The organism is Streptomyces caelestis (assembly GCF_014205255.1).
Classification (GTDB): Bacteria; Actinomycetota; Actinomycetes; order Streptomycetales; family Streptomycetaceae; genus Streptomyces; species Streptomyces caelestis.
Window position 1 is genome coordinate 5,175,227 of the sequence record NZ_JACHNE010000001.1, and the last position, 21,051, is coordinate 5,196,277.

Here is a 21,051-nt window from a genome sequence, read left to right on the forward strand (position 1 = left end):
GTGGAGAACCTCATTGCGCTGCTGGTGGCGGCGCCCCTGCTCGGAGCGGCGGTCCTGCTGTGCGGCGGACGCCGGCTGGACGCCGTCGGCCACTGGATCGGCACGCTGCTCGCGGCCGCCTCCTTCGTGCTCGGCCTGGTGCTGTTCACTGACATGCTGGGCCAGGACGCCGAACACCGGGTCATGGCCCAGCACCTGTTCAGCTGGATCCCGGTGGAGGGCTTCCAGGCGGACGTCGCCTTCCAGCTCGACCAGCTGTCCATGACGTTCGTGCTGCTGATCACGGGCGTCGGATCGCTGATCCACCTCTACTCCGTCGGGTACATGGAGCACGACGAGCGGCGCCGCCGCTTCTTCGGCTACCTGAACCTGTTCCTCGCGGCGATGCTGCTGCTCGTCCTCGCCGACAACTACCTGCTGCTGTACGTCGGCTGGGAGGGCGTCGGTCTCGCCTCCTACCTGCTGATCGGCTTCTGGCAGCACAAGCCCAGCGCCGCCACGGCCGCGAAGAAGGCCTTCCTGGTCAACCGCGTCGGCGACATGGGCCTGTCCATCGCGATCATGCTGATGTTCCTGTGGTTCGGCACCTTCGCCTTCGGGCCGGTGCTCGGCAGTCACGAGGAGGCCGGGCTCGCCGGAGCCGCCGGTGAGGACAAGCTGACCGCGATCGCGCTGATGCTGCTGCTCGCCGCCTGCGGCAAGTCCGCCCAGGTGCCGCTGCAATCCTGGCTCGGGGACGCGATGGAGGGCCCGACCCCGGTCTCGGCCCTCATCCACGCCGCGACCATGGTGACGGCGGGCGTCTACCTGATCGTCCGCTCCGGGGCCGTCTTCAACGGCGCCCCCGACGCGCAGCTCGTGGTCACCATCGTCGGTGCGGTCACGCTCCTGTTCGGTGCGATCGTCGGTTGCGCGAAGGACGACATCAAGAAGGCACTGGCCGGCTCGACCATGTCGCAGATCGGCTACATGATCCTCGCCGCCGGCCTCGGCCCCATCGGCTACGTCTTCGCGATCATGCACCTGGTGACGCACGGCTTCTTCAAGGCCGGGCTGTTCCTCGGCGCCGGTTCGGTCATGCACGGCATGAACGACGAGGTGGACATGAGGAGGTACGGCGGCCTCAGGAAGTACATGCCGATCACCTTCGTCACCTTCGGTCTCGGCTACCTGGCCATCATCGGCTTCCCGGGCCTGTCCGGCTTCTTCTCCAAGGACAAGATCATCGAGGCGGCCTTCGCCAAGGGCGGCACCGAGGGCTGGATTCTCGGCGGCTGCGCCCTGCTCGGCGCGGCCATCACCGCGTACTACATGACGCGCGTGATGCTGATGACGTTCTTCGGCGAGGAGCGCTGGCGCAATGCCCCGACCCCGTCCCCGGCCCAGCCGGACGTGGAGCCCGCCGCCGAGACGCGCGGCGAGTACACCCCGCCGCACCCGCACGAGTCGCCCAAGGTCATGACGATCCCGATGATCGTGCTGGCCGTCGGGTCGGTGGGCGGCGGTGCGTTCTTCAGCATCGGCGACCGCTTCATGCACTGGCTGGAGCCCATCACCGGACACGACCACGGCCACCCGCCGATCAGCGCCCTCACGGTCACGCTGGCCACGGTCGCCGTGATGGTCCTCGGTGTCGCCGTCGCCTGGGCGCAGTACGGCCGCCGCCCGGTGCCGGCCGTCGCCCCGCGCGGCTCGCTGCTCACCCGGGCCGCCCGGCGCGACCTGCTCCAGGACGACTTCAACCACGTCGTCCTGGTCCGCGGCGGCGAGCACCTCACGCGGTCCCTGGTCTACGTCGACCACACCCTGGTCGACGGCGTCGTCAACGGCACGGCGGCCTCGGTCGGCGGCCTCTCCGGGCGGATGCGCAGGCTGCAGAACGGCTTCGCCCGCTCCTACGCGGTCTCGATGTTCGGCGGCGCGGCGGTCATCGTCGCCGCGACCCTGCTGATGAGGGCGGTCTGATACCGATGTCCTTTCCTCTGCTGACAGTGACAGCGGCGCTCCCGGCCGTCGGGGCGATCGCCACGGCCGCCGTACCGGCCGCGCAGCGCACCGCCGCCAAGTGGCTGGCGCTGCTCGTCTCGCTCGCCACACTCGTCCTGGCGATCACCGTCCTGGTGCGCTTCGACCCGGACGGCGAGCGCTACCAGCTGACCGAGTCCCACGCCTGGATCGCGGACTTCGGTGTCCGCTACGAACTGGGTGTGGACGGCATCGCGGTGGCGCTGATCGCGCTGACCGCCCTGCTGATCCCGTTCATCATCCTCGCGGGCTGGCACGACGCCGACCCCCTGGAGACCGGCAGCACCCGGTGGCGGCCGACGCAGGGCTTCTTCGCCCTGATCCTGGCCGTCGAAGCGATGGTGATCCTCTCCTTCGAGGCCACCGACGTCTTCCTCTTCTACATCTTCTTCGAAGCCATGCTGATCCCGATGTACTTCCTCATCGGCGGCTTCGGGGACCGTGCCCACGAGCACGGCGAGAAGACGGCGGCTACCCAACGGTCGTACGCGGCGGTGAAGTTCCTCCTCTACAACCTGGCCGGCGGTCTGATCATGCTGGCCGCGGTGATCGGGCTGTACGTGGTCGCCGGGAACTTCTCGCTCACGGAGATCGCCGAAGCCCGCGCCAACGGCTCGCTCGACATGGCGACCAGCACCGAACGCTGGCTGTTCCTGGGCTTCTTCTTCGCCTTCGCGGTGAAGGCACCGCTGTGGCCGCTGCACACCTGGCTGCCCAACGCCATGCAGGAGTCCACGGCTCCGGTCGCGGTGCTCATCACGGCGGTCGTCGACAAGGTCGGCACCTTCGCGATGCTCCGCTTCTGCCTCCAGTTGTTCCCGGAGGCGAGCAAGTGGGCCACGCCCGCCATCCTCGTCCTGGCCCTGATCAGCATCATCTACGGGGCGCTGCTCGCGGTCGGCCAGCGGGACATCAAGCGGCTGATCGCCTACGCGTCGATCTCCCACTTCGGCTTCATCATCATGGGCATCTTCGCGATGACCAGCCAGGGCCAGTCCGGGGCGACGCTCTACATGGTCAACCACGGCATCTCGACCGCCGCGCTGATGCTGGTGGCGGGCTTCTTGATCTCCCGGCGCGGCTCGCGGCTCATCGCCGACTACGGCGGAGTGCAGAAGGTCGCCCCGGTGCTCGCCGGCACGTTCCTGATCGGCAGCCTCGCGACCCTCTCCCTGCCGGGGCTGGCGCCGTTCGTGAGCGAGTTCCTGGTCCTGGTCGGCACGTTCACGCGCTACCCGGTGATCGGCATCATCGCCACCTTCGGCATCGTGCTCGCCGCGCTCTACACCCTCGTCCTCTACCAGCGGACGATGACGGGCCCGGTGAAACCGGAGGTCGCGGCGATGCCGGACCTCAGGGTGCGGGAACTCGTGGTCGTCGCCCCGCTGGTCGTACTGCTGATCTTCCTGGGCGTCTACCCGAAGCCCGTCACGGACATCGTCAACCCGGCGGTCAAACAGACCATGTCCGACGTACAGAAGAAGGATCCCCAGCCCGAGGTGGAGGCGGCCAAGTGAGCGCATCAGCCGTCCACAGCCTGTGGACAACCGCGGCCGAACCGATCACCAAGATCGACGCGCCGAAGGTCGAGTACGGACAGCTGGCGCCCACCCTGATCGTCGTCGGAGCGGCGATCGTCGGGATCCTGGTCGAGGCATTCGTACCGCGCAAATCCCGTTACTACGTCCAGATGTTCGTGTCCGTCGTCGCGCTCGCGGCCGCCTTCGCCGCGGTCGTCGCGCTCGCGGCCGACGGATACGGCACGACCAAGGCGCGCATCGCGGCGATGGGCGCGATCGCCGTCGACGGACCGGCCCTCTTCCTGCAGGGCACGATCCTGCTGGCGGCCCTGGTCGGCCTGTTCACCTTCGCCGAGCGGCGGCTCGATCCGGTGGTGCACGGCAACCGGGTCGACTCCTTCGCCGCGCAGGCCGCGTCCGTGCCGGGCAGCGAGAGCGAGAAGGCGGCGGTCAAGGCCGGGTTCACCACCACCGAGGTGTTCCCGCTGCTGCTGTTCGCCGTCGCCGGCATGCTGATCTTCCCGGCGGCCAACGACCTGCTGACGCTCTTCGTGGCGCTGGAGGTCTTCTCGCTGCCGCTGTACCTGCTGTGCGCGCTGGCCCGCCGCAAGCGGCTGATGTCGCAGGAGGCGGCGGTCAAGTACTTCCTGCTCGGCGCGTTCGCCTCCGCGTTCACCCTGTTCGGCATCGCCCTGCTGTACGGCTATGCGGGCTCGATGTCGTACGCGACGATCGCGCAGGTCGTCGACGGTACGGTCGCGGACGTCAACCCGGCGCTCGCGGACACCATGGGCAACGACGCGCTGCTGCTGATCGGTGCCGCGCTGGTGGTGATGGGCCTGCTGTTCAAGGTGGGTGCCGTGCCGTTCCACATGTGGACGCCGGACGTGTACCAGGGCGCGCCGACGCCGGTGACCGGCTTCATGGCGGCGGCGACCAAGGTGGCGGCCTTCGGCGCGCTGCTGCGGCTGCTGTACGTCGTCCTGCCCGGTCTGCGCTGGGACTGGCGGCCGGTGATGTGGGCCGTGGCCATCGTCACCATGCTGGGCGGTGCGATCGTCGCGATCACGCAGACCGACATCAAGCGGCTGCTGGCGTACTCGTCGATCGCGCACGCCGGGTTCATCCTCGCGGGTGTCATCGCGACCACGCCGGACGGTGTCTCGTCGGTGCTGTTCTACCTGGCCGCGTACTCGTTCGTGACGATCGGCGCCTTCGCGGTGGTCACGCTCGTGCGCGACGCGGGCGGTGAGGCGACGCACCTGTCGAAGTGGGCGGGGCTCGGCCGGCGTTCGCCGCTGGTGGCGGCCGTGTTCGCGGTGTTCCTGCTGGCCTTCGCGGGCATTCCGCTGACCTCCGGCTTCGCCGGGAAGTTCGCCGTGTTCAAGGCGGCGGCGGAGGGCGGGGCGGCTCCGCTCGTCGTGATCGGTGTGATCTCGTCGGCGATCGCGGCCTTCTTCTACATCCGCGTCATCGTGCTGATGTTCTTCAGCGAGCCGCGGCCGGAGGGCCCGACGGTGGCCGTGCCGTCGCCGCTGACGATCACGGCGATCGGGGTGGGCGTGGCGGTCACGCTGGTGCTCGGTGTGGCGCCGCAGTACTTCCTGGATCTGGCGGGGCAGGCGGGGGTGTTCGTGCGCTGACGCCGGACTCGCCAGCTGATACGACGTGGCCCGGCATCCTTCTCGTGGATGCCGGGCCACTCCCTCGTGGGGCCGGGTTACTCGCTCTGCTCGCGCCGCGTTTTGATCTTGGTAAGGTCCAGGTCCAGTGGGAAGGGGGCGTCGACCTTCATCCGTTCGCGGAAGATGCCCACGCTGGTGTAGGCGCCCGTGGTCGGTTCCAGCTCGAAGGCGTGGACCGCGGCGCGACCCTTCTCGCTCTCGACGCGCCAGTAGTGGGGAATCTTGGCTCGCGCGTACTTGAGGGGCTTGGTCTCGCGGTCACGGCACACGGAGTCGTCCGATACGACCTCGATGGCCAGAAGAACGGCCTCTGCCGGGAACCGGGTCTGGTCCGGCTCCTTACACCACGTTCCCGCGCACCACGACGACGTCCGGCTCTGGCCTGTTCTGGCGGTCGATGTCGATGGTGAACTCACGAAAGACCTCGAATTCCGCTGGTGCCAGCGACTGGAGCTGCCACTTGAAGAAGTCAATGGCGCGCTCGTGAAAGATGGTCTGCGGACGCACGAAGACCAGGCTCCCGTCGATCAGTTCCGTGTGCGGAGGCAGATTCGGGAGGCGGTCCAGGTCGTCGGCGGTCCAGCCGCCTTCCGGCGGGGTCGGCCAGGTCGGCGTGGACGCCTTCGGTGCGACGCTCATCAGTGCTCCCATGGGACGGAGTCTCGCCGGGTCTTTCAGACTATCGGGCGGAAACGGGCGGGGTCTCCCGCGAACGTGTGAACGACGGTCGTGTCCTTGACCCAGGCGTTCGGGGCGGCCTGTGGATAACTCCGGGGCTGTCGGTGCGGGCGCCTATGGTGGACGCAGTGGTCGAGGCGCGACGCACGGGGGACGGAACGATGGGCGCTATGGGCGGGACGGGTGTGATGACGGAACTGGACGCGGTGACCGGGATCGGTGCGGGCGGCGGCCCCGCCGGGTCCCTGGGCGCCGACGCGAGCGAGGCGCTGGCCACGCTGCACCGGGTCTTCGGGTACGAGGCTTTCCGCGGCGAGCAGGAAGCGGTCATCGAGCACGTGGTCGCGGGCGGCGACGCGGTGGTGCTCATGCCGACCGGCGCCGGCAAGTCCCTCTGCTACCAGGTCCCGGCCCTGGTCAGGCCCGGTACGGGTGTGGTCGTCTCCCCGCTCATCGCCCTGATGCAGGACCAGGTGGACGCGCTGCGGGCGCTGGGTGTGCGGGCCGGGTTCATGAACTCCACGCAGGACTTCGACGAGCGGCGGATGGTGGAGGCGGAGTTCCTCGCCGGCGAGCTGGACCTGCTGTACCTGGCGCCGGAGCGGCTGCGGCTGGAGAACACGCTCGACCTGCTCTCCCGCGGGAAGATCTCCGTCTTCGCGATCGACGAGGCGCACTGCGTCTCCCAGTGGGGCCACGACTTCCGGCCCGATTACCTGTCGCTGTCGCTGCTCGGCGAGCGCTGGCCCGACGTACCGCGGATCGCGCTCACGGCGACGGCCACGCACGCGACGCACCAGGAGATCACCGAGCGGCTGAACATGCCGACGGCCCGGCACTTCGTGGCGAGCTTCGACCGTCCCAACATCCAGTACCGGATCGTGCCGAAGGCGGACCCGAAGAAGCAGCTGCTGAGCTTCCTGCGCGAGGAGCATGCGGGCGACGCGGGCATCGTGTACTGCCTGTCGCGCAACTCGGTCGAGAAGACCGCCGAGTTCCTCAGCCGCAACGGCATCGAGGCGGTGCCCTACCACGCGGGCCTGGACGCGGGCACGCGTGCGGCCCACCAGTCCCGCTTCCTGCGGGAGGACGGTCTGGTCGTGGTGGCGACCATCGCCTTCGGCATGGGCATCGACAAGCCGGACGTACGTTTCGTCGCCCACCTCGACCTGCCCAAGTCGGTCGAGGGCTACTACCAGGAGACGGGCCGGGCGGGGCGTGACGGGCTGCCGTCGACGGCCTGGATGGCGTACGGGCTGAACGACGTCATACAGCAGCGCAAGCTGATCCAGTCGGGCGAGGGCGACGAGGCGTTCCGGCGGCGGGCCCAGGCCCACCTGGACTCGATGCTGGCGCTGTGCGAGACGGCCCAGTGCCGCAGGGGCCAGCTCCTCGCCTACTTCGGCCAGGACCCGGACCAGCCTGCCTGCGGCAACTGCGACACCTGCCTGACCCCGCCGGAGACCTGGGACGGCACGGTCGCGGCGCAGAAGGTGCTGTCGACGGTGGTGCGGTTGCAGCGGGAGCGCGGGCAGAAGTTCGGCGCGGTGCAGATCGTCGACATCCTGCTGGGCAAGCGGACCGGCAAGGTGATCCAGTTCGACCACGACCAGCTGTCGGTGTTCGGTATCGGCGACGAGCTGACCGAGGGCGAATGGCGCGGTGTGGTCCGGCAGTTGCTGGCCCAGGGGCTGCTCGCGGTGGAGGGCGAGTACGGCACGCTGGTGCTGACCGAGGCGAGCGGGGAGGTGCTGCGGCGGGAGCGGGAAGTGCCGCTGCGGAAGGAGCCGAAGAAGCCGGTGACCTCCCGGTCGGGGGCGTCGGGGTCGTCGGGCTCCGGGCGGGGCGAGCGCAAGGGCAAGACGGCTGCCGCCGAGCTGCCCGAGGAACTGCTGCCGGCCTTCGAGGCGCTGCGCGCCTGGCGGGCCGAGCAGGCTCGCGAGCAGGGCGTCCCGGCCTACGTCATCTTCCACGACGCCACGCTGCGGGAGATCGCCACGGTGTGGCCGAGCTCGGTGGCCGAGCTCGGTGGGATCAGCGGGGTGGGGGAGAAGAAGCTCACGACGTACGGGGAGGGCGTGTTGGAGGTGCTCGCGTCGCTGGGCGGGCCGCAGGGTGCGGCTTCGGTGGCCGGCTCGGCTGCGGTGACCGGCACGGCCGTGGCCCAGCCGCCCGGTCAGGACGCGGACGGACCGGACGACTGGCCGGAGCTGCACGGGGAGCCGGAGCCCGACTGGATATAGGGCCGAGCTTCGGTTTCTGCAGGGGCAGGGCACCGACAGAGCTGGTGTCGGCCCGGCCCAGGGCGTCGGCCTGTGCCCCCGGCCGCGCCGTGCCACGGTGCACAGTGCCCGTGCCGCGTACGCCCTGACATCCGCGTCGGAATCCGACGTCGCCGTCGCGAGGGCCGCGCCGGCCTCCTCGGTGAGCACGGCGACCGCCTCGCGCCGGTCCGCGGGCGCGGGGTCGGTCAGGTACGGCTGGAGGTGGCGAGCTCGGGTTCCTCATCGGCGAGCGCGACGAGTTCGAGCAGGCGGGCGGAGGACTGCTCCGGGGCGGGAGCGGAGGGCTCGTACCGCTCGCTCGGAGTCCGCTCCCGCTCAGGACCTTCCGCTTCCGCCCCGGCCGCCGCCGGCGCCACGTCCCGCGACTCCGCCGGCGCGAGGTCCTCGGCGTGGACCTCGCCGAGGGACCGGGACAGGCCGCCGACGGGCGCGAAGCCGTCGACCGGGACGAGACAGGGAGCCACGGGACGGGCCGTGAAGGGCGACCGGTTCGGTCGTTGAGCTGGGCTTTCGGCGGGCCGGTGAGGAGATCCGCCACCGACCGCCGGTCCCGTACGGCTACGACAGGGCGGTCAGACCCGGGGCGAACACGATCAGCAGGGGCAGCAGCGGTACCAGCGCGGCCGTGGTGGTCGTCAGGGCCCGGTGCCGGCGGCCCAGCCGGGGCGGCGGTTCCAGGAGCCGGTCGACCCGCTCGCCCAGCAGGCGGTGGCTGGAGGCGCAGGACAGGACGCCGCGGTGCTGGTTGAGCTCGATCAGGGCCAGGGCCGTGGTCAGGTGGCCGCAGCGGCGGGAGGCCGTGTCGTCGGCGGCCAGTTCGACCAGGCGGTGCGTCTGGTCGCAGAAGTGGGCGAACAGCGGGATGCGGGGGAAGCCGGTGGCCAGGGCCGTGGACAGGTGCAGCAGCCAGTCGTGGTGGGCGCGGGCGTGGCCGCGCTCGTGGGTGAGGACGGCGTCGAGCTGGTGGTCCGTGAGGCGGTGCAGGGCGCCCGTGGTGACGATCAGCTGGGGCGGGTTGCCGGGCATCCACCAGGCGTCGGGGTACTCGTCCTCCAGGACCAGGAGGGGGCCGCGAGCGGAGGGCAGGCCGGCCGGCAGGTCGGGGGCGCGTTCGCGGAGATGGGCGCGGGCCTGGGCGCGACGCCGGCGCGCCTCGACGAGTTCACGCGCGAGCATCGCGGTCGTCCAGGCGGCACCGCAGGCCAGCAGCAGGGTGAGGGCGGCGGCCCCGGGCGGGGCGGTGGACAGGTCGTACGCCGCGGCCACCGCGGGCGGCGCCGGGGCGAAGAGCTGGGCGCGGACCGTGCCGAAGACGGCGGCGGCGCCCAGGACGAGTGCCGTCACGCAGCACAGCAGGACGGTGGCGACCAGGCACTGCCACACCAACAGCGCGACCACCGGTTCCCGCTCGGGCCAGTCGGCCCGGGTCAGCGCACGGGGCACGGGTACGGCGGCCGTCACGGCGACAACGCTCAGCAGGAGCAGGCAGACGGTCATGGCCACGGGCTCCGGTTCCTGGTCGGAAGAGGGGCGGCTACGGGTCGTGCGGGGGAGGGCGGCTGCTGGGCGCACCGGTGACGCGGTGGACGTACCTACGACGAACGCGCCGAACCGTTCCGTGCCCGGCCACGCGTGCGGCACACCGCCCGACGCCCAGTATGACGGTGCCGGGCGGTGTGAGTCAGGGGTCGAGCGGCATCAGAAGCGCCGGGAGGGGCGACTGCCGGCCGGATCCGGGCCGTGGAGTGCCGTCAGGCCGGCACCACCCGCCCCGTCACCTCGCCCAGCCCCACCCGCACACCGTCCGGCCCCGGGGCCCAGGCCGACAGGGTCACCACGTCGCCGTCCTCCAGGAACGTCCGCTTGCCGTCGGGGAGTTCGAGCGGGTCCCGGCCGTTCCAGGTCAGTTCGAGGAGGGAGCCGCGCTCGTGGTCCGCCGGGCCGCTGACCGTGCCCGAGCCGTACAGGTCACCGGTGCGCAGGCAGGCGCCGTTGACGGTCATGTGGGCGAGCTGCTGGGCGGCCGTCCAGTACATGGTGGAGAAGGGCGGCTCGGAGACGGCGTGGCCGTTGACGGCGACGGTGATCCGCAGGTCGTAGCCCCCGGGTTCGTCGTCGCTGTCGTCCAGGTAGGGCAGCAGCTCGTGCGTCCGGGCCGGCGGCGCCACCCGGGCCTCCTCCAGGGCGTCCAGCGGGGTGATCCACGCGGACACCGACGTGGCGAAGGACTTGCCGAGGAACGGGCCGAGCGGGACGTACTCCCAGGCCTGGATGTCGCGCGCGGACCAGTCGTTGAGGAGGCAGAGACCGAAGACGTGCTCGCGGAAGCCGTCGAGGGACACCGGCTCGCCCATCCGGGACGGCACGCCGACCACGAAGCCGACCTCCGCCTCGATGTCCAGGCGGACGGACGGGCCGAACACCGGAGCCGGGTCCGTGGGCGCCTTGCGCTGGCCCGCGGGGCGGACGACGTCCGTGCCCGAGACGACGACCGTGCCGGAGCGGCCGTGGTAGCCGATCGGCAGGTGCTTCCAGTTGGGGGTCAGGGAGTCCTCGGCGTCGGGGCGGAAGATCCGGCCGACGTTCCGGGCGTGGTTCTCGGACGCGTAGAAGTCGACGTAGTCCGCGACCTCGAAGGGGAGGTGCAGGGTCACCGAGGACAGGGGGTGGAACATCGGCGCGACGGTCTCGCGGTGGGACGGCACGGTCACCCAGGCCGTCAGCGCCCGGCGTACGTCCGACCAGGCGGTGCGCCCCGCGGCCAGCAGCGGGTTGAGGGTCGGCCGCGCGAGCAGGGAGGCGTACGGGGAGCCGAGCGCGTGGGCCGCCGCGCCCGCGTCCAGCACGTGGTCGCCGAGCCGGACGCCCACGGTCCGGTGGGAGGAGCCGGGGAGGGAGAACACGCCGTACGGCAGGTTGTGCGGGCCGAAGGGGTCGCCCTCGGGGACATCGAAGGGGGGCATCGGGTGCTGCCTCGCTTTCGGGTGTGCCGTGTCGTCGCCACGTGTTCGTGGTCGTGCCACACGTTACGGGTGGCACACCGGTCCTGGGCAGTGTCCGAGGAGGCGGATACGGGTGAAGGGGGCAGGTGGGCCCGGGTGTGACCGGACGGTGCGCCTCCGGCACGGCGGTCGGGACGCCGTATTCGTGCGTGCCGGAAGTTATCCACAGGACGCGACGCAATCTTGACGGAGCGGTGCGAACGGGGCGACTCTGGGCGGGTGCCGGAAGGCCTCGGGGAGGGGGCGTTCCGACGGCACACCAGGGGGGCGAATGGCCATTGGGGAGGCCGGTCCGGGCTCGGTACGGCGTGGTTCGCAGCTCAAGCGGCTGGAAGAGACCATGCGCGTGCGGCTCGGCCGGGAATGTGTGTACGTACCGTCGTGCCGGTTCGGGCTGTACGTGGCGCTGCGCCACTGGTGCCCGCCCGGCGGCCGGGTGCTGATGTCGCCGGTCAACGACGACGTCATCTTCTTCGTCGTGCTCGCGGCCGGACTCCGGCCGGTGCAGGCGCCGTTGAACCCGCTCGACGCGTCCATCGACATCGATGCCGTGCCGGACGAGACGTGGAGATCGGTGTCGGCCGTGCTCACGACGAACCTGTACGGAAACCCGGACCCGGCGCCGCGCCTCAGGCAGAAGTGCGACGCGCTGGGGATCCCGCTGTTCGAGGACGTGGCGCACGCCATCGGCAGCCGGGTGGGGGACCGGCCGGTCGGGGCGTGGGGCGAGGCCTCCGCGTTCAGCCTGTCCAAGCACGTCGGGGCGAAGGCCGGAGGCATGCTCTCCCTCGCCGACCCGGGGCTGCGGGAGGCGGTGGAGAAGACCTGCGCGGGACTGCTCACGCCGCGTCGGCCGGGCTCCGAACTGGCTTATGTGATGCGGCCGTACGCGGAGTCGGCGGTGCGCGGGCTGCGGCTGCGGCGCGCCGCCTGGGCCGCGATCCGGCTGCTGGGGCTGGCCGACCGCGAGGAGATCCGGATGCCGCTGCGCCCGGACGAACTCGCGCGGGCCGCCCGCCGGGCGCCCGGGCTCGACGCCCACCACCCCTGGGTACGCGTCGACATGCACGACTACCGCCAGGAGTCCGGCCGGCTGCGCCTGCGGCGCGTCGGGCGCGGGCTCGACCGGCTGGACGAGGTGCTGGACGCCTGCCGGGCGGGCACGGAGCTGCTGCTGTCCACACCCTGGGCCAAGCCCCGTGACGGGCACGGCACCCAGCCGCTGTTCCGCGTCCCGCTGTTCGTGGCGGACCGCGACGCGGCGATCGCGGCACTGGCACGGCAGGGCGTCGTCGTCGGCTACCTCTACGACCCGCCCCTGGACGACTACGCGGGCGCGGAGTTCACCGACCCCTCACCGGCCCCCGAGGCGGCCCGCTGGTTCGCGCGGCACGCGCTGCCCGTGGACCCGCTGCGGGCCCGGACGGTCGTCGAGGTGCTGGAGCGGTCCGGGGCACGGCCGGTCGAGGCACCGGGAGAACCACCCCGCAGCGAGCCGGAACGGGGAGGGCTGGGTCAGTCCCGTGGCTGAGATCCAGGTGCACGAGCCCGCCACCACGCGCGCCGGCGGCGGACCGAAGCCTGCCGCCGACGACGAGCACACGCACGACTCGCTGTTCAAGAACGCCTACTTCCTCATGCTCAGCACCGGCGTCTCCGCCGTACTGGGCCTGGGGTTCTGGCTGGTGGCCGCCCGCTACTACTCCGAGGAGGCCGTCGGCCAGGGCTCCGCCGCCATCGCCGCGATGCGGCTGCTCGCCAGCATCACGGCGACGACGATGATCGGCGCCGTCGTCCGTTTCGTCCCGCGCGCGGGACGGGAGACCGGGCGCCTGGTGTGGGGCACGTACGCGGCCAGTTCGCTGATCGTGGCGCTCGCCGCAGCCGTGTTCCTGCTCACGCTCGACGCGTGGGGAGCGTCGTACGCGCCTCTGGGGACGCCCATGGCGGGCGCGGTGTTCGTCGCGGCGTGCGTGGCCTGGGCGCTGCTCACACTCCAGGACGGGGTGCTCACCGGCCTGCGCAAGGCGGAGTGGGTGCCGGCCGGGAACGCGGTGTTCTCGGTCGGGAAACTGGTCCTGCTGGCCGTCTTCGCCGGCACGCTGCCCGTCCTCGGCATCTTCGTCTCCTGGGCGGTGGCGATCGCCTTCTCCACACTGCCGCTGGGCTGGCTGATCTTCCGCCGGCTCATCCCGCGCCAAGCGGAACTCGAGCGCGAGAAAGAACCCCCGAAACTCCGCGACATGGGCCGCTTCCTGGCCGGGGACTCGCTGGGCGCGCTGTTCAGCCTGGCGATGATCAACCTGCTGCCGGTGATGGTCGCGGTCCGCTTCAGCGCCGCCGAGAACGGCTACTTCTACGTGGCGTACACCGTCGGCGGCACGATGGAGTTCATGGCCATCAACATGGCCTCGTCCCTCACCGCGCACGCCTCCCACGACCCGCGACAACTCGCCGACGGCGTCCGGGGCGCCCTGCGGCGCATGACGCTGCTGCTGGTCCCGGTCGTGCTGGTGCTGGTCCTCTTCGCCCCGTACATCCTCACGCCCTTCAGCCCGGACTACGCCGAGCACGGCTCGACCGTGCTGCGGCTGCTCGCCCTCGGCGCACTGCCCCGGGTGGTGGTGGAGCTTTACATCGGCGTACTGCGCGTGCAGGGGCGTACGGGTGTGCTCGCCGCGCTCCAAGGCGCCATGTGCGCCCTGGTGCTGGGCAGCGCGGCCGTGCTGTTCACCCCGGCCGGGATCGCGGGCGCCGGCTGGGCGGTCCTGCTGAGCATGACGCTGATCGCCGTGGTCTCCTCGGTCGGGCTGCGCGCGGCACTGCGGCACAACGACAGCGCGCCCGCGGCCCGTACGCCGGCCGATCCCTCCCATCCCTCCTACGGCACCCGCTGGGCGAAACTGAACGCCACCGCCGGATACGGCACGGCCTGGGCCCGCCGGGCCGCGTACCAGCCCAAGGACGGCGACGAGGACACGGTCACGTTGTTCATAGGGTGCCCCGGATACGAACGCGAGGCGCTCCAGGCGGACACGCTGGCGCTGATCGTGCGGCCGCATCATCCGGACGCGCCGCATCATCCGGACGCGCCGCATCATCCGGACGCCGTGGAGAAGAGGGCGAGCGCCGAGGCCGTCGAGACGGCGGATGCGGGCGAGGACCGCGACGGCCACGGGCAGGCGAGAGCACCCCGGCGCGAGGGAACCGCCGACCACGAGGGGACCGGTGGGTACGAGCGAAGCGCCGAGGCCGAGGACGAGACCCAGGAGCGGCGGCTGAGAGGCGCCCTCTGGAGCCTGCTCGGTGTCGCCACCCTCTTCTTCTGGGCGCCCTTGCGCGACCTGCCCTGGCTCGGCGGCACGACCCGAGCGGCACTGACCGGGCGTCAGCTGCTGGAGGGCCTGCCGTTGCCCTCGCTCACCGCGGGAGGCCTGCTGCTCGTGGTGTTCGTCGCCGCCCTCACGCTGTGCACCCGGCGCGACCCGTGGCTGCCCGGCACGGCGCTGTCCGCCGCCCTGCTCGCCCTGTACGCCGCACCGGTCGCCCTCGGGCGGGAACCGCGGCCGCTGGAAGGGGCGTTGTATGTGAAGACGGCCGGCTTCCTCGCGGAGGCGCTGGGGCTCGACGGCCCCGAGCCGCTGCTGCGCTGGGCGCCGCCGGTCTGCCAGCTGCTGTGTCTCGTACCGCTGTGGCTGCTGCTCGCGAGCGCGGGCGGACGGCTGACGTGGCCGGGGCGCTGGGGGGTTCTGTATCTCGTCGCGGTCGGCGGCTGGGTGTGGAGTGAGGCGCTCGCACCGGTCGCGCCGCCCCTGCTCGCCGTACTCGTCGTACTCGTCCTGCTCCTGCCGGTCTGCCGCCGCGCCGCGTCGGCCATGAGGCCAGGGCCCTTCTGATGGATCTCCGCACCGCACGCCGATCGCAGTCACCGAACGCCGCTCCTTCTCCTGCGGATATCCAGCCGCTCCTTCTCCTGCGGATATCCATCAGAAGGGCCCTACCGCACCGCAGAAGGCCGAACGGCCGACCCAGCGACTGATCAAGCTCCAGAGCCGAACAGAGCCGAACCGCCAGGGGGGAACCACCGTGCGTCCGCCAGTAACTCCGAGGGAGAGATCCACGCCAGAACCCACACCCGCACGGGACGGCGCGAGCACCCCCGGCAGCAGCCCCGAGATCTCCAGCCAGTCCTCCAGCCCCTCCTCCTCGGAGTCGTCGAGCCCCGCCCATGAGCCCGTGACGGATCTGTCCGACCTGCCCCCTGCCCGGTCAGGGTGGCGCGCGCCGGTCTGGCCCGGCGTTCCGCTGCTCGTCGCGCTCGCCCTGTGGGCGTACGCCATGCGGCACACCGACGTCTCGCGGCTCGACGACTACGGGCTGGTCACCGCTGTACACCCGGCCTTCTGGGCCGGCTTCGCGGTGCTCACGACCGGGTTCTGGTTCACGGTCCGCGATCCGCGCCGCCCGGGCGCCTGGGCGGCGGCGTACGTCCTCGGGCTGCTGGTGATGGAGCGGGTGACGCAGGCCGTGGTCTACCCGACCCCGCTGTACGCCTGGGCGTGGAAGCACGAGGCGGTCATCGACCATCTGCTGACGGCCGGCGGTCTGCAAACGGCCGAGCAGGTCGGCGACATGGCGGTGTACGACCAGTGGCCCGGCTTCTTCGCCGCGCAGGCCGCCCTGATGCGGCTGCTGGGCGTGGACTCGGCGGCGATGTTCATGGCTTGGTGGCCGCTGGTCTCCAGCCTGATGCTGCTCCTCCCGCTGCTGCTGATCTACCGCACGTTCACGGAGGACCGGCGGCTGATCTGGACCGCGGTCTGGCTGTTCTACGTCGCCAACTGGGTCGGGCAGGACTACTTCTCCCCCCAGTCCGTGGCCTACGCGCTGCACGTCGGCGTCCTGGCCCTGGTCCTGCGGCGCTTCGGCCGGTCCGCCGGGCGGCGCGGGCGGCCCCGGCAGGCCGTGTGGACGGTGCTGCTCACCGTCATGCTCGTGGCGATCGTCATCTCCCACCAGCTCACCCCGGGCATGCTGGTCGTCTGCCTGGTCGCCCTGTGCCTCAGCCGCCGCTACCGCGACTGGGTCCCGGTGGTCACGATCGTCGTGATCTTCCTGGCCTGGTGTCTCACGGCCGCGCTGCCCTTCCTGTCCGCGGCGATGCCGGACATGATCCGCTCCGTCGGTGACGTCGGCGCCAACGTGGAGACGGGGTACGGCGCCACCCCGACCGGCACCGGAGCGATCGCCACCTCCTGGGCGGCCCGGCTGCTGTCCGGCTCCGTCCTGCTGCTCGCGGCCGTCGGCGTCCTGCGCCAACGGGTGCTGCGGCACCGGGCCCGGCCCCTGCTGCTGATCGCGGCGGCGCCGCTGCCGATGTTCGCGGCGAGCAGCTACGGCAGCGAGATGATCTTCCGGGTGCTGCTGTTCATGCTGCCCGGCGCCGCCTTCTTCGCCGCCGCCGCGCTGCTGCCCAAGGTCCGTACGCTGGCCGCCGACGCCGCGGCGAAGGAGGCCGCCGGCCGACGGGCCGCCCCCGTGAAGGCCCGCGGACGGGGGATCGGCACATGGGTAGGCCTGGCCGCACTGCTCGGCGGAACCCTGGCGTTCGTCCCGGCCTACTCGGGCAAGGACCGGATCAACTACTTCCCGCCGCAGGAAGTGGCTCTCGTACGGCAGCTCTTCGACCAGGCGCCCGACGGCTCGCTCGTCGTGGCCGCCAACCGCAACTACCCGCTGGCGTACGCCTCCTACTGGAGCGTCGACCACTACTGGTTCCTCGACGACGCCCGCAGTCACGTCGACCGGATCGTCAAGAACCCGGCCGGCACCCTCGCCAGGGACATGGCCGGGGTGGAGCGGCCGGCCCGGGCCTACTTCCTGCTCACCCAGGGGCAGCTGGCCAACTCCGAGATGAACGGACAGCTCGACAAGACGCAGCTGGACCGCATCCAGAAGTCCGTCGCCGCCTCACCACGGTTCCAGCTCGTGGCGGAGAACAGCGCCGGATGGCTCTACGTACTGAAGCAGGCCCAGGGAGCGGAGCGATGACACCGCAGGAACTCGTGGTCCGGATGCTGCCGCCGTTCGGCGGCTGGCTCGCGCTCGCCGCGCTCGCGCTGCCCGGCGGATCGCCGCTGCGGGGCGCCGCCGTCGTCCTCTTCCTGGCGGCGGGCCCGGGCGCGGCCGTGGTCAGGGTCTGCGCCCCCGCGCTGGGGGCGCGGCCCGCCGAAGGGCCCGTCGAGCGCCGGGACCCGGACTTCGCCCGCCACTCCGACCTGCTGGAGCGGCTGATGCTGATGCTGTTACTGAGCATCGGCGCCGTGATGCTCGTCGCGACCGTGCTGATCGCCACGCACACCTTCAGCGCCCAGCGGGTGCTGCTGACGCTGACGCTGCTGACCACACTCGCCGCGTTCTGTCCCCCGCTGCGCGCCTCCCCGCCACCGAGGACGACACCGAGGACACCGAAGGGTTCTGCTCAGTGAGGTTCAACCGTCCCCACCGTCCCTTTCGCCGCAAGCCGGCCACGACCGGACAGCACCGCAGGAGGCCACAGCCACACGAGGAGCAGCCGTCCGCCGGCCCGTTCACATCGAGCCGGCGCCGTCTGCTGATCACGTCCGCCACGATCGTCAGCGCGGTCCTGGTCGGCGCACTCGCCCTCCGGAACGCCTCCGGGCCGGACCCGGGAGCCACCGGTTCCAAGGCGGACTGCCGCCCCACGGCGCTCCTGGAACCGCCCTGCGGCGCCTGGTTCGGGGCGTTCGTGCCGCACGAGCGGGACGACCTGCCGGAGAAGGTGCGCGCCTACGAGAAACGCGTCGGCCGCGAACTCGACATCGTGTACACGTACCACGACATGTCCCTGCCCGAGGGCACCCGCCGGGAGGGCCAGCTGCTCACCCCCGAGGAGCAGCGCGTCGGCGAGGACCGTCTGCTGCTGCTGTCCTGGGAGAGCAAGTGGTGGGGCGGCACGAGGACGCAGCAGCCGACCTGGAAGCAGATCGCCTCGGGGGAGCTGGACGAGACCGTCATCGACGTCCAGGCCAAGCGCGTCAAGGACTACGGCAAGAAGGTGTTCCTCTCCTTCGACCTGGAGATGGACACCCGCACCCCGGACAACGGCACCCCCGCCGAGTACGTGAAGGCGTACCGGCACATCCACGACCGGTTCCGCGAACTGGGCGTCGACAACGTGGTGTGGACGTGGATCACCACCGGCTACCTCGACCACGCCGACGAGATGAAGCGGATGTACCCCGGAGACGACTACGTCGACTGGATCGGCTACAACCAGTACAACTACTACCGCTGCCACAAAACCGGCTGGCTCAGCTTCGCGCAGACACAGCACGCCGCGCACGAGTGGATCCGTAAGAACATCTCCGACGACAAGCCGCTGATGCTCTCCGAGTTCGGCACGGCCGCGGACTCGGGCCGCCCGCAGCGGCAGGCCGAGTGGTACGCGCAGGTGCCCGGCGTGCTGAAGGGCCTGGAGGGCGTCAAGGCCGCCCTCCAGTGGAACTACCGCGACCCCGGGCCGCACTGCAACCTCGCCCTGGCGAACGACGCGGCCTGGGACAGCCTGCGTGAGGCGGTCGCCGATCCGTACTTCAACCAGCCGCTCACGTAACTCAGGCAGGGATCAGCCCGCGAACTCGGGCCCGCGCACCACCGCGCGGGCCCGCCGGTACCACCGCCAGGCGATCGTCTTCGGTCCGTCCCGGTACGGCGCGACCCGCGCGCCCGCACCCGCCAGCCAGCCCTCGACGTCGGCGACGGTGTGGGTGCGCCGGACGATGAGCCGGGCGATGCGGTAGCGCTCGTCGCGGTCGGAGCTGAGCGCGTGCCGCACGGCGGTCGCCGTCTCGTAGCCGGCCCGGGCCGACATCGCCCGTACGCGCGGGCTGTTGTAGCCGTGCGGATAGGCGAGGTGGCGGACCTCGTGCCCGAGGGCATCCTCCAACACGGCCTTCGACGAGCGCAGTTCGTACGCCAGCTCCTTGCCGGACAGGGTGTCGAGCTGTGCGTGCGTGACCGTGTGGCTGCCGATCTCCATGCCGTAACGTTCCAGCTCCGCCGCCCGGTCCAGGGTCATCATCGGCGCGGGCGGCAGCAGACTGCGGCCGCCCGGGGCGATGGCGCCGGTGGTGAGGTAGGCGGTGGCGGGCAGCGCACGCTCGGCCAGCGCCTCGGCGGTGGGGCCGGGCAGATCGGCGAAGCCGTCGTCGAAGGTGAGCAGTACGGGTCGGGGCGGCAGGGGCGCGCGCCCGGCCAGGTGGTCGGCGATCGTGCTGATCGTGACGGGCGTACGGCCGCTGCGGACCACGGCGTCGAGATGCGCGGCGAACTGCTTCGGCGTGACCGTGAACTCGGCGATCCAGCCGGGCGGGTCGTCCATCACGGCGTGGTACAGGAAGACCGGGATGGCCGGGGAACCGGCCGCACCCGGTGGCGATATCGGCCCCTCACCGTCCTGCGCACCCCGCTCCGCCCGGCCTCTGCCGTCCCCCTGCCCCTCACCACGCGTGCGTGCAGACGTCCTCATCTCGCCCCCTCACCACGCGCGCGCAGAGCCCGCCGCGCGCGCAGATAGCCGACAGGTCCGTACACCATCCCCCTGCGCTGCAACCGCGACAGCCGCCGCGGCCACGGATGCGTCCGCACGTCGTGGTCGCCCGGCGCCCCGCCGCCCTCCGTCTCGCGTACGGCGGTCAGCGTGCGGGCGTGGGCGAGGCCCCGGCGCAGCCGCGCGAGGAACGCCGGCAGCAGCCCTGGGCGGTTCACGAGCACCGCGGTGAGGTAGGCGGTGAGTCCGGCGCCGTAGCCGTACGCCTGGGTCTCCAGGTCCCGCCAGGTCTCCCGGTGGTGGTGCCACACCAGTGCGTACGGGGTGTAGCGCAGCCGGTGGCCCTCGGCGAGGACGCGGACGAAGCCGTAGAGGTCGTCTCCGCCCCGGGCGGCCGTGCCGGCGCCGGTGGCCGGGTCGAAACCGCCGACGGACCGCAGGGCGGCCGTCCGGAAGGCCATGTTGGCACCGGAGCCGAACCGCCCCGCCGTGAACGGGAACAGCGGCTCGTCGACCGGCGGGCACGCCGGGTCGTACGTCCTTGGAGTGAAGCCTTTCGCGAAGCCGCCGTGACGTTCCAGCAGCACCTGGGCCGGGGTGGTCAGCCGCGCGGGCAGGATCAGCCCGGTGCTGCAGCCGAGTCCGGGGTCGGCGGCGAAGGACGCGGTCAGCTCGGTCAGCCAGCGTGGGTCGGCGACCACGTCGTCGTCGGTGAAGGCGACCACCTCGCCCCGCACGGCCGCGAGCCCCGTGTTGTGCGCCACCGCGAGGCCGGGCACCGGCTCGCGGAGGTACCGCACGCGCTCGGCGTACTTCCGCTCGACCAGGTCCCGCGTCTCGCTCGTCACGGGCGCGTTGTCCACGACGACGATCTCGAACCGCGGATGGTCCTGCGCCAGCAGCGAGTCCAGCGCCCGGGCCAGCTGCCCGGCCCGCTCCCGGGTCGCGATCACGACACTCGTGTACGGCGGCTCCCCGGACCCACCGGCCTCCCCGGGTCCACGGGCCTGCGCCGGCGCACACTCCGCCCGTGCCCGCGCCGCGAGCACGGCCTTCGGGTCCGCCCCCTCCGGCACTCGCGCGAGCAACGTCCCCACGGGCCGCCCGCCCTGCCTGACCAGCACGAACACCTCGCCGTGCGTCACCGGCGGACTCCCCGGGCCGGGTCTGAGCTCCGCCTCGTCACGGTCGAGGTCCAGCTCGGCGACCTGCACCGCCCCGATGTCCAGGAACCGCCGTATCTCCTCCTGCGCACGTGCCGAACGGGCCATGCGCCCTCCCCCC

13 protein-coding genes and 2 pseudogenes are annotated in these 21,051 nt (G+C 71.7%); 9 read left to right on the top strand and 6 right to left on the bottom strand.

The genetic code is table 11. From position 1 onward, the window contains the following. From nuoL to nuoN, 3 genes are read left to right on the top strand one after another with little or no spacing between them, the layout of a single operon-like run. Complete coding sequence (gene nuoL, locus HDA41_RS23760; RefSeq protein ID WP_184986995.1) at positions 1–1,965, top strand: NADH-quinone oxidoreductase subunit L; 1,965 nt, start codon at positions 1–3, stop codon at positions 1,963–1,965. A gap of 5 nt (positions 1,966–1,970) precedes the next feature. Next, on the top strand, positions 1,971–3,542 hold the full coding sequence (locus tag HDA41_RS23765) for an NADH-quinone oxidoreductase subunit M (RefSeq protein WP_184986997.1): 1,572 nt from the start codon (positions 1,971–1,973) through the stop codon (positions 3,540–3,542). After that, a complete protein-coding gene (nuoN, locus tag HDA41_RS23770) occupies positions 3,539–5,188 on the top strand; it encodes an NADH-quinone oxidoreductase subunit NuoN (protein ID WP_184986999.1) in 1,650 nt (549 codons plus the stop codon). The genes HDA41_RS23765 and nuoN overlap by 4 nt, the downstream gene beginning before the upstream one ends. A 77-nt stretch (positions 5,189–5,265) precedes the next feature. On the opposite strand, the pseudogene HDA41_RS23775 reads toward nuoN, so the two are convergent. Then, a pseudogene (locus HDA41_RS23775) lies at positions 5,266–5,869 on the bottom strand (Uma2 family endonuclease). A 209-nt stretch (positions 5,870–6,078) separates the two neighbouring features. On the opposite strand from HDA41_RS23775, the gene recQ reads away from it, so the two are divergent. Next, the gene (recQ, locus tag HDA41_RS23780) at positions 6,079–8,151 is read left to right on the top strand and encodes a DNA helicase RecQ (RefSeq protein WP_230299410.1); all 2,073 of its coding nucleotides are present in this window, start codon (positions 6,079–6,081) and stop codon (positions 8,149–8,151) included. 102 nt (positions 8,152–8,253) lie between these two features. Here recQ and HDA41_RS23785 read toward each other — a convergent pair. The 3 genes and pseudogenes from HDA41_RS23785 to fahA form a co-directional block, all read right to left on the bottom strand. Further along, positions 8,254–8,672 (bottom strand): annotated as a pseudogene (locus HDA41_RS23785) (fumarate reductase/succinate dehydrogenase flavoprotein subunit); the annotation flags it as partial. A gap of 79 nt (positions 8,673–8,751) precedes the next feature. Then, entirely contained in the window at positions 8,752–9,690 is a 939-nt protein-coding gene (locus tag HDA41_RS23790; RefSeq protein ID WP_184993673.1) for a M56 family metallopeptidase, read from the bottom strand. 254 nt (positions 9,691–9,944) lie between these two features. Further along, positions 9,945–11,156, bottom strand: a complete 1,212-nt coding sequence (fahA, locus tag HDA41_RS23795) for a fumarylacetoacetase (RefSeq protein WP_184987003.1) — start codon at positions 11,154–11,156, stop codon at positions 9,945–9,947. A gap of 310 nt (positions 11,157–11,466) precedes the next feature. On the opposite strand from fahA, the gene HDA41_RS23800 reads away from it, so the two are divergent. The 5 genes from HDA41_RS23800 (at position 11,467) to HDA41_RS23820 (ending at position 18,831) form a co-directional block, all read left to right on the top strand. Further along, positions 11,467–12,726, top strand: coding sequence for a DegT/DnrJ/EryC1/StrS family aminotransferase (locus HDA41_RS23800; RefSeq protein ID WP_184987006.1), 1,260 nt, complete (start codon positions 11,467–11,469; stop codon positions 12,724–12,726). Next, the gene (locus HDA41_RS23805) at positions 12,719–15,091 is read left to right on the top strand and encodes a lipopolysaccharide biosynthesis protein (RefSeq protein ID WP_184987008.1); all 2,373 of its coding nucleotides are present in this window, start codon (positions 12,719–12,721) and stop codon (positions 15,089–15,091) included. The genes HDA41_RS23800 and HDA41_RS23805 overlap by 8 nt, the downstream gene beginning before the upstream one ends. A 340-nt stretch (positions 15,092–15,431) precedes the next feature. Then, a complete protein-coding gene (locus HDA41_RS23810; RefSeq protein ID WP_184987010.1) occupies positions 15,432–17,246 on the top strand; it encodes a phosphatidylglycerol lysyltransferase domain-containing protein in 1,815 nt (604 codons plus the stop codon). Continuing rightward, positions 17,243–17,683 carry a hypothetical protein gene (locus HDA41_RS23815; protein ID WP_184987012.1) on the top strand — a complete coding sequence of 147 codons (441 nt, stop codon included), beginning with the start codon at positions 17,243–17,245 and terminating at the stop codon, positions 17,681–17,683. The genes HDA41_RS23810 and HDA41_RS23815 overlap by 4 nt, the downstream gene beginning before the upstream one ends. Next, positions 17,680–18,831, top strand: coding sequence for a glycosyl hydrolase (locus tag HDA41_RS23820; RefSeq protein WP_230299411.1), 1,152 nt, complete (start codon positions 17,680–17,682; stop codon positions 18,829–18,831). Before HDA41_RS23815 ends, HDA41_RS23820 begins: the two co-directional genes overlap by 4 nt. Before the next feature lie 12 nt (positions 18,832–18,843). Here the strand turns inward: HDA41_RS23820 and HDA41_RS23825 are convergent, their stop codons facing one another. Both HDA41_RS23825 and HDA41_RS23830 read right to left on the bottom strand, forming a co-directional pair. Next, complete coding sequence (locus tag HDA41_RS23825; RefSeq protein WP_184993677.1) at positions 18,844–19,599, bottom strand: polysaccharide deacetylase family protein; 756 nt, start codon at positions 19,597–19,599, stop codon at positions 18,844–18,846. Between the two features lie 143 nt (positions 19,600–19,742). Further along, positions 19,743–21,038 carry a glycosyltransferase family 2 protein gene (locus tag HDA41_RS23830; protein ID WP_184987014.1) on the bottom strand — a complete coding sequence of 432 codons (1,296 nt, stop codon included), beginning with the start codon at positions 21,036–21,038 and terminating at the stop codon, positions 19,743–19,745. Positions 21,039–21,051: the final 13 nt, after the last annotated feature.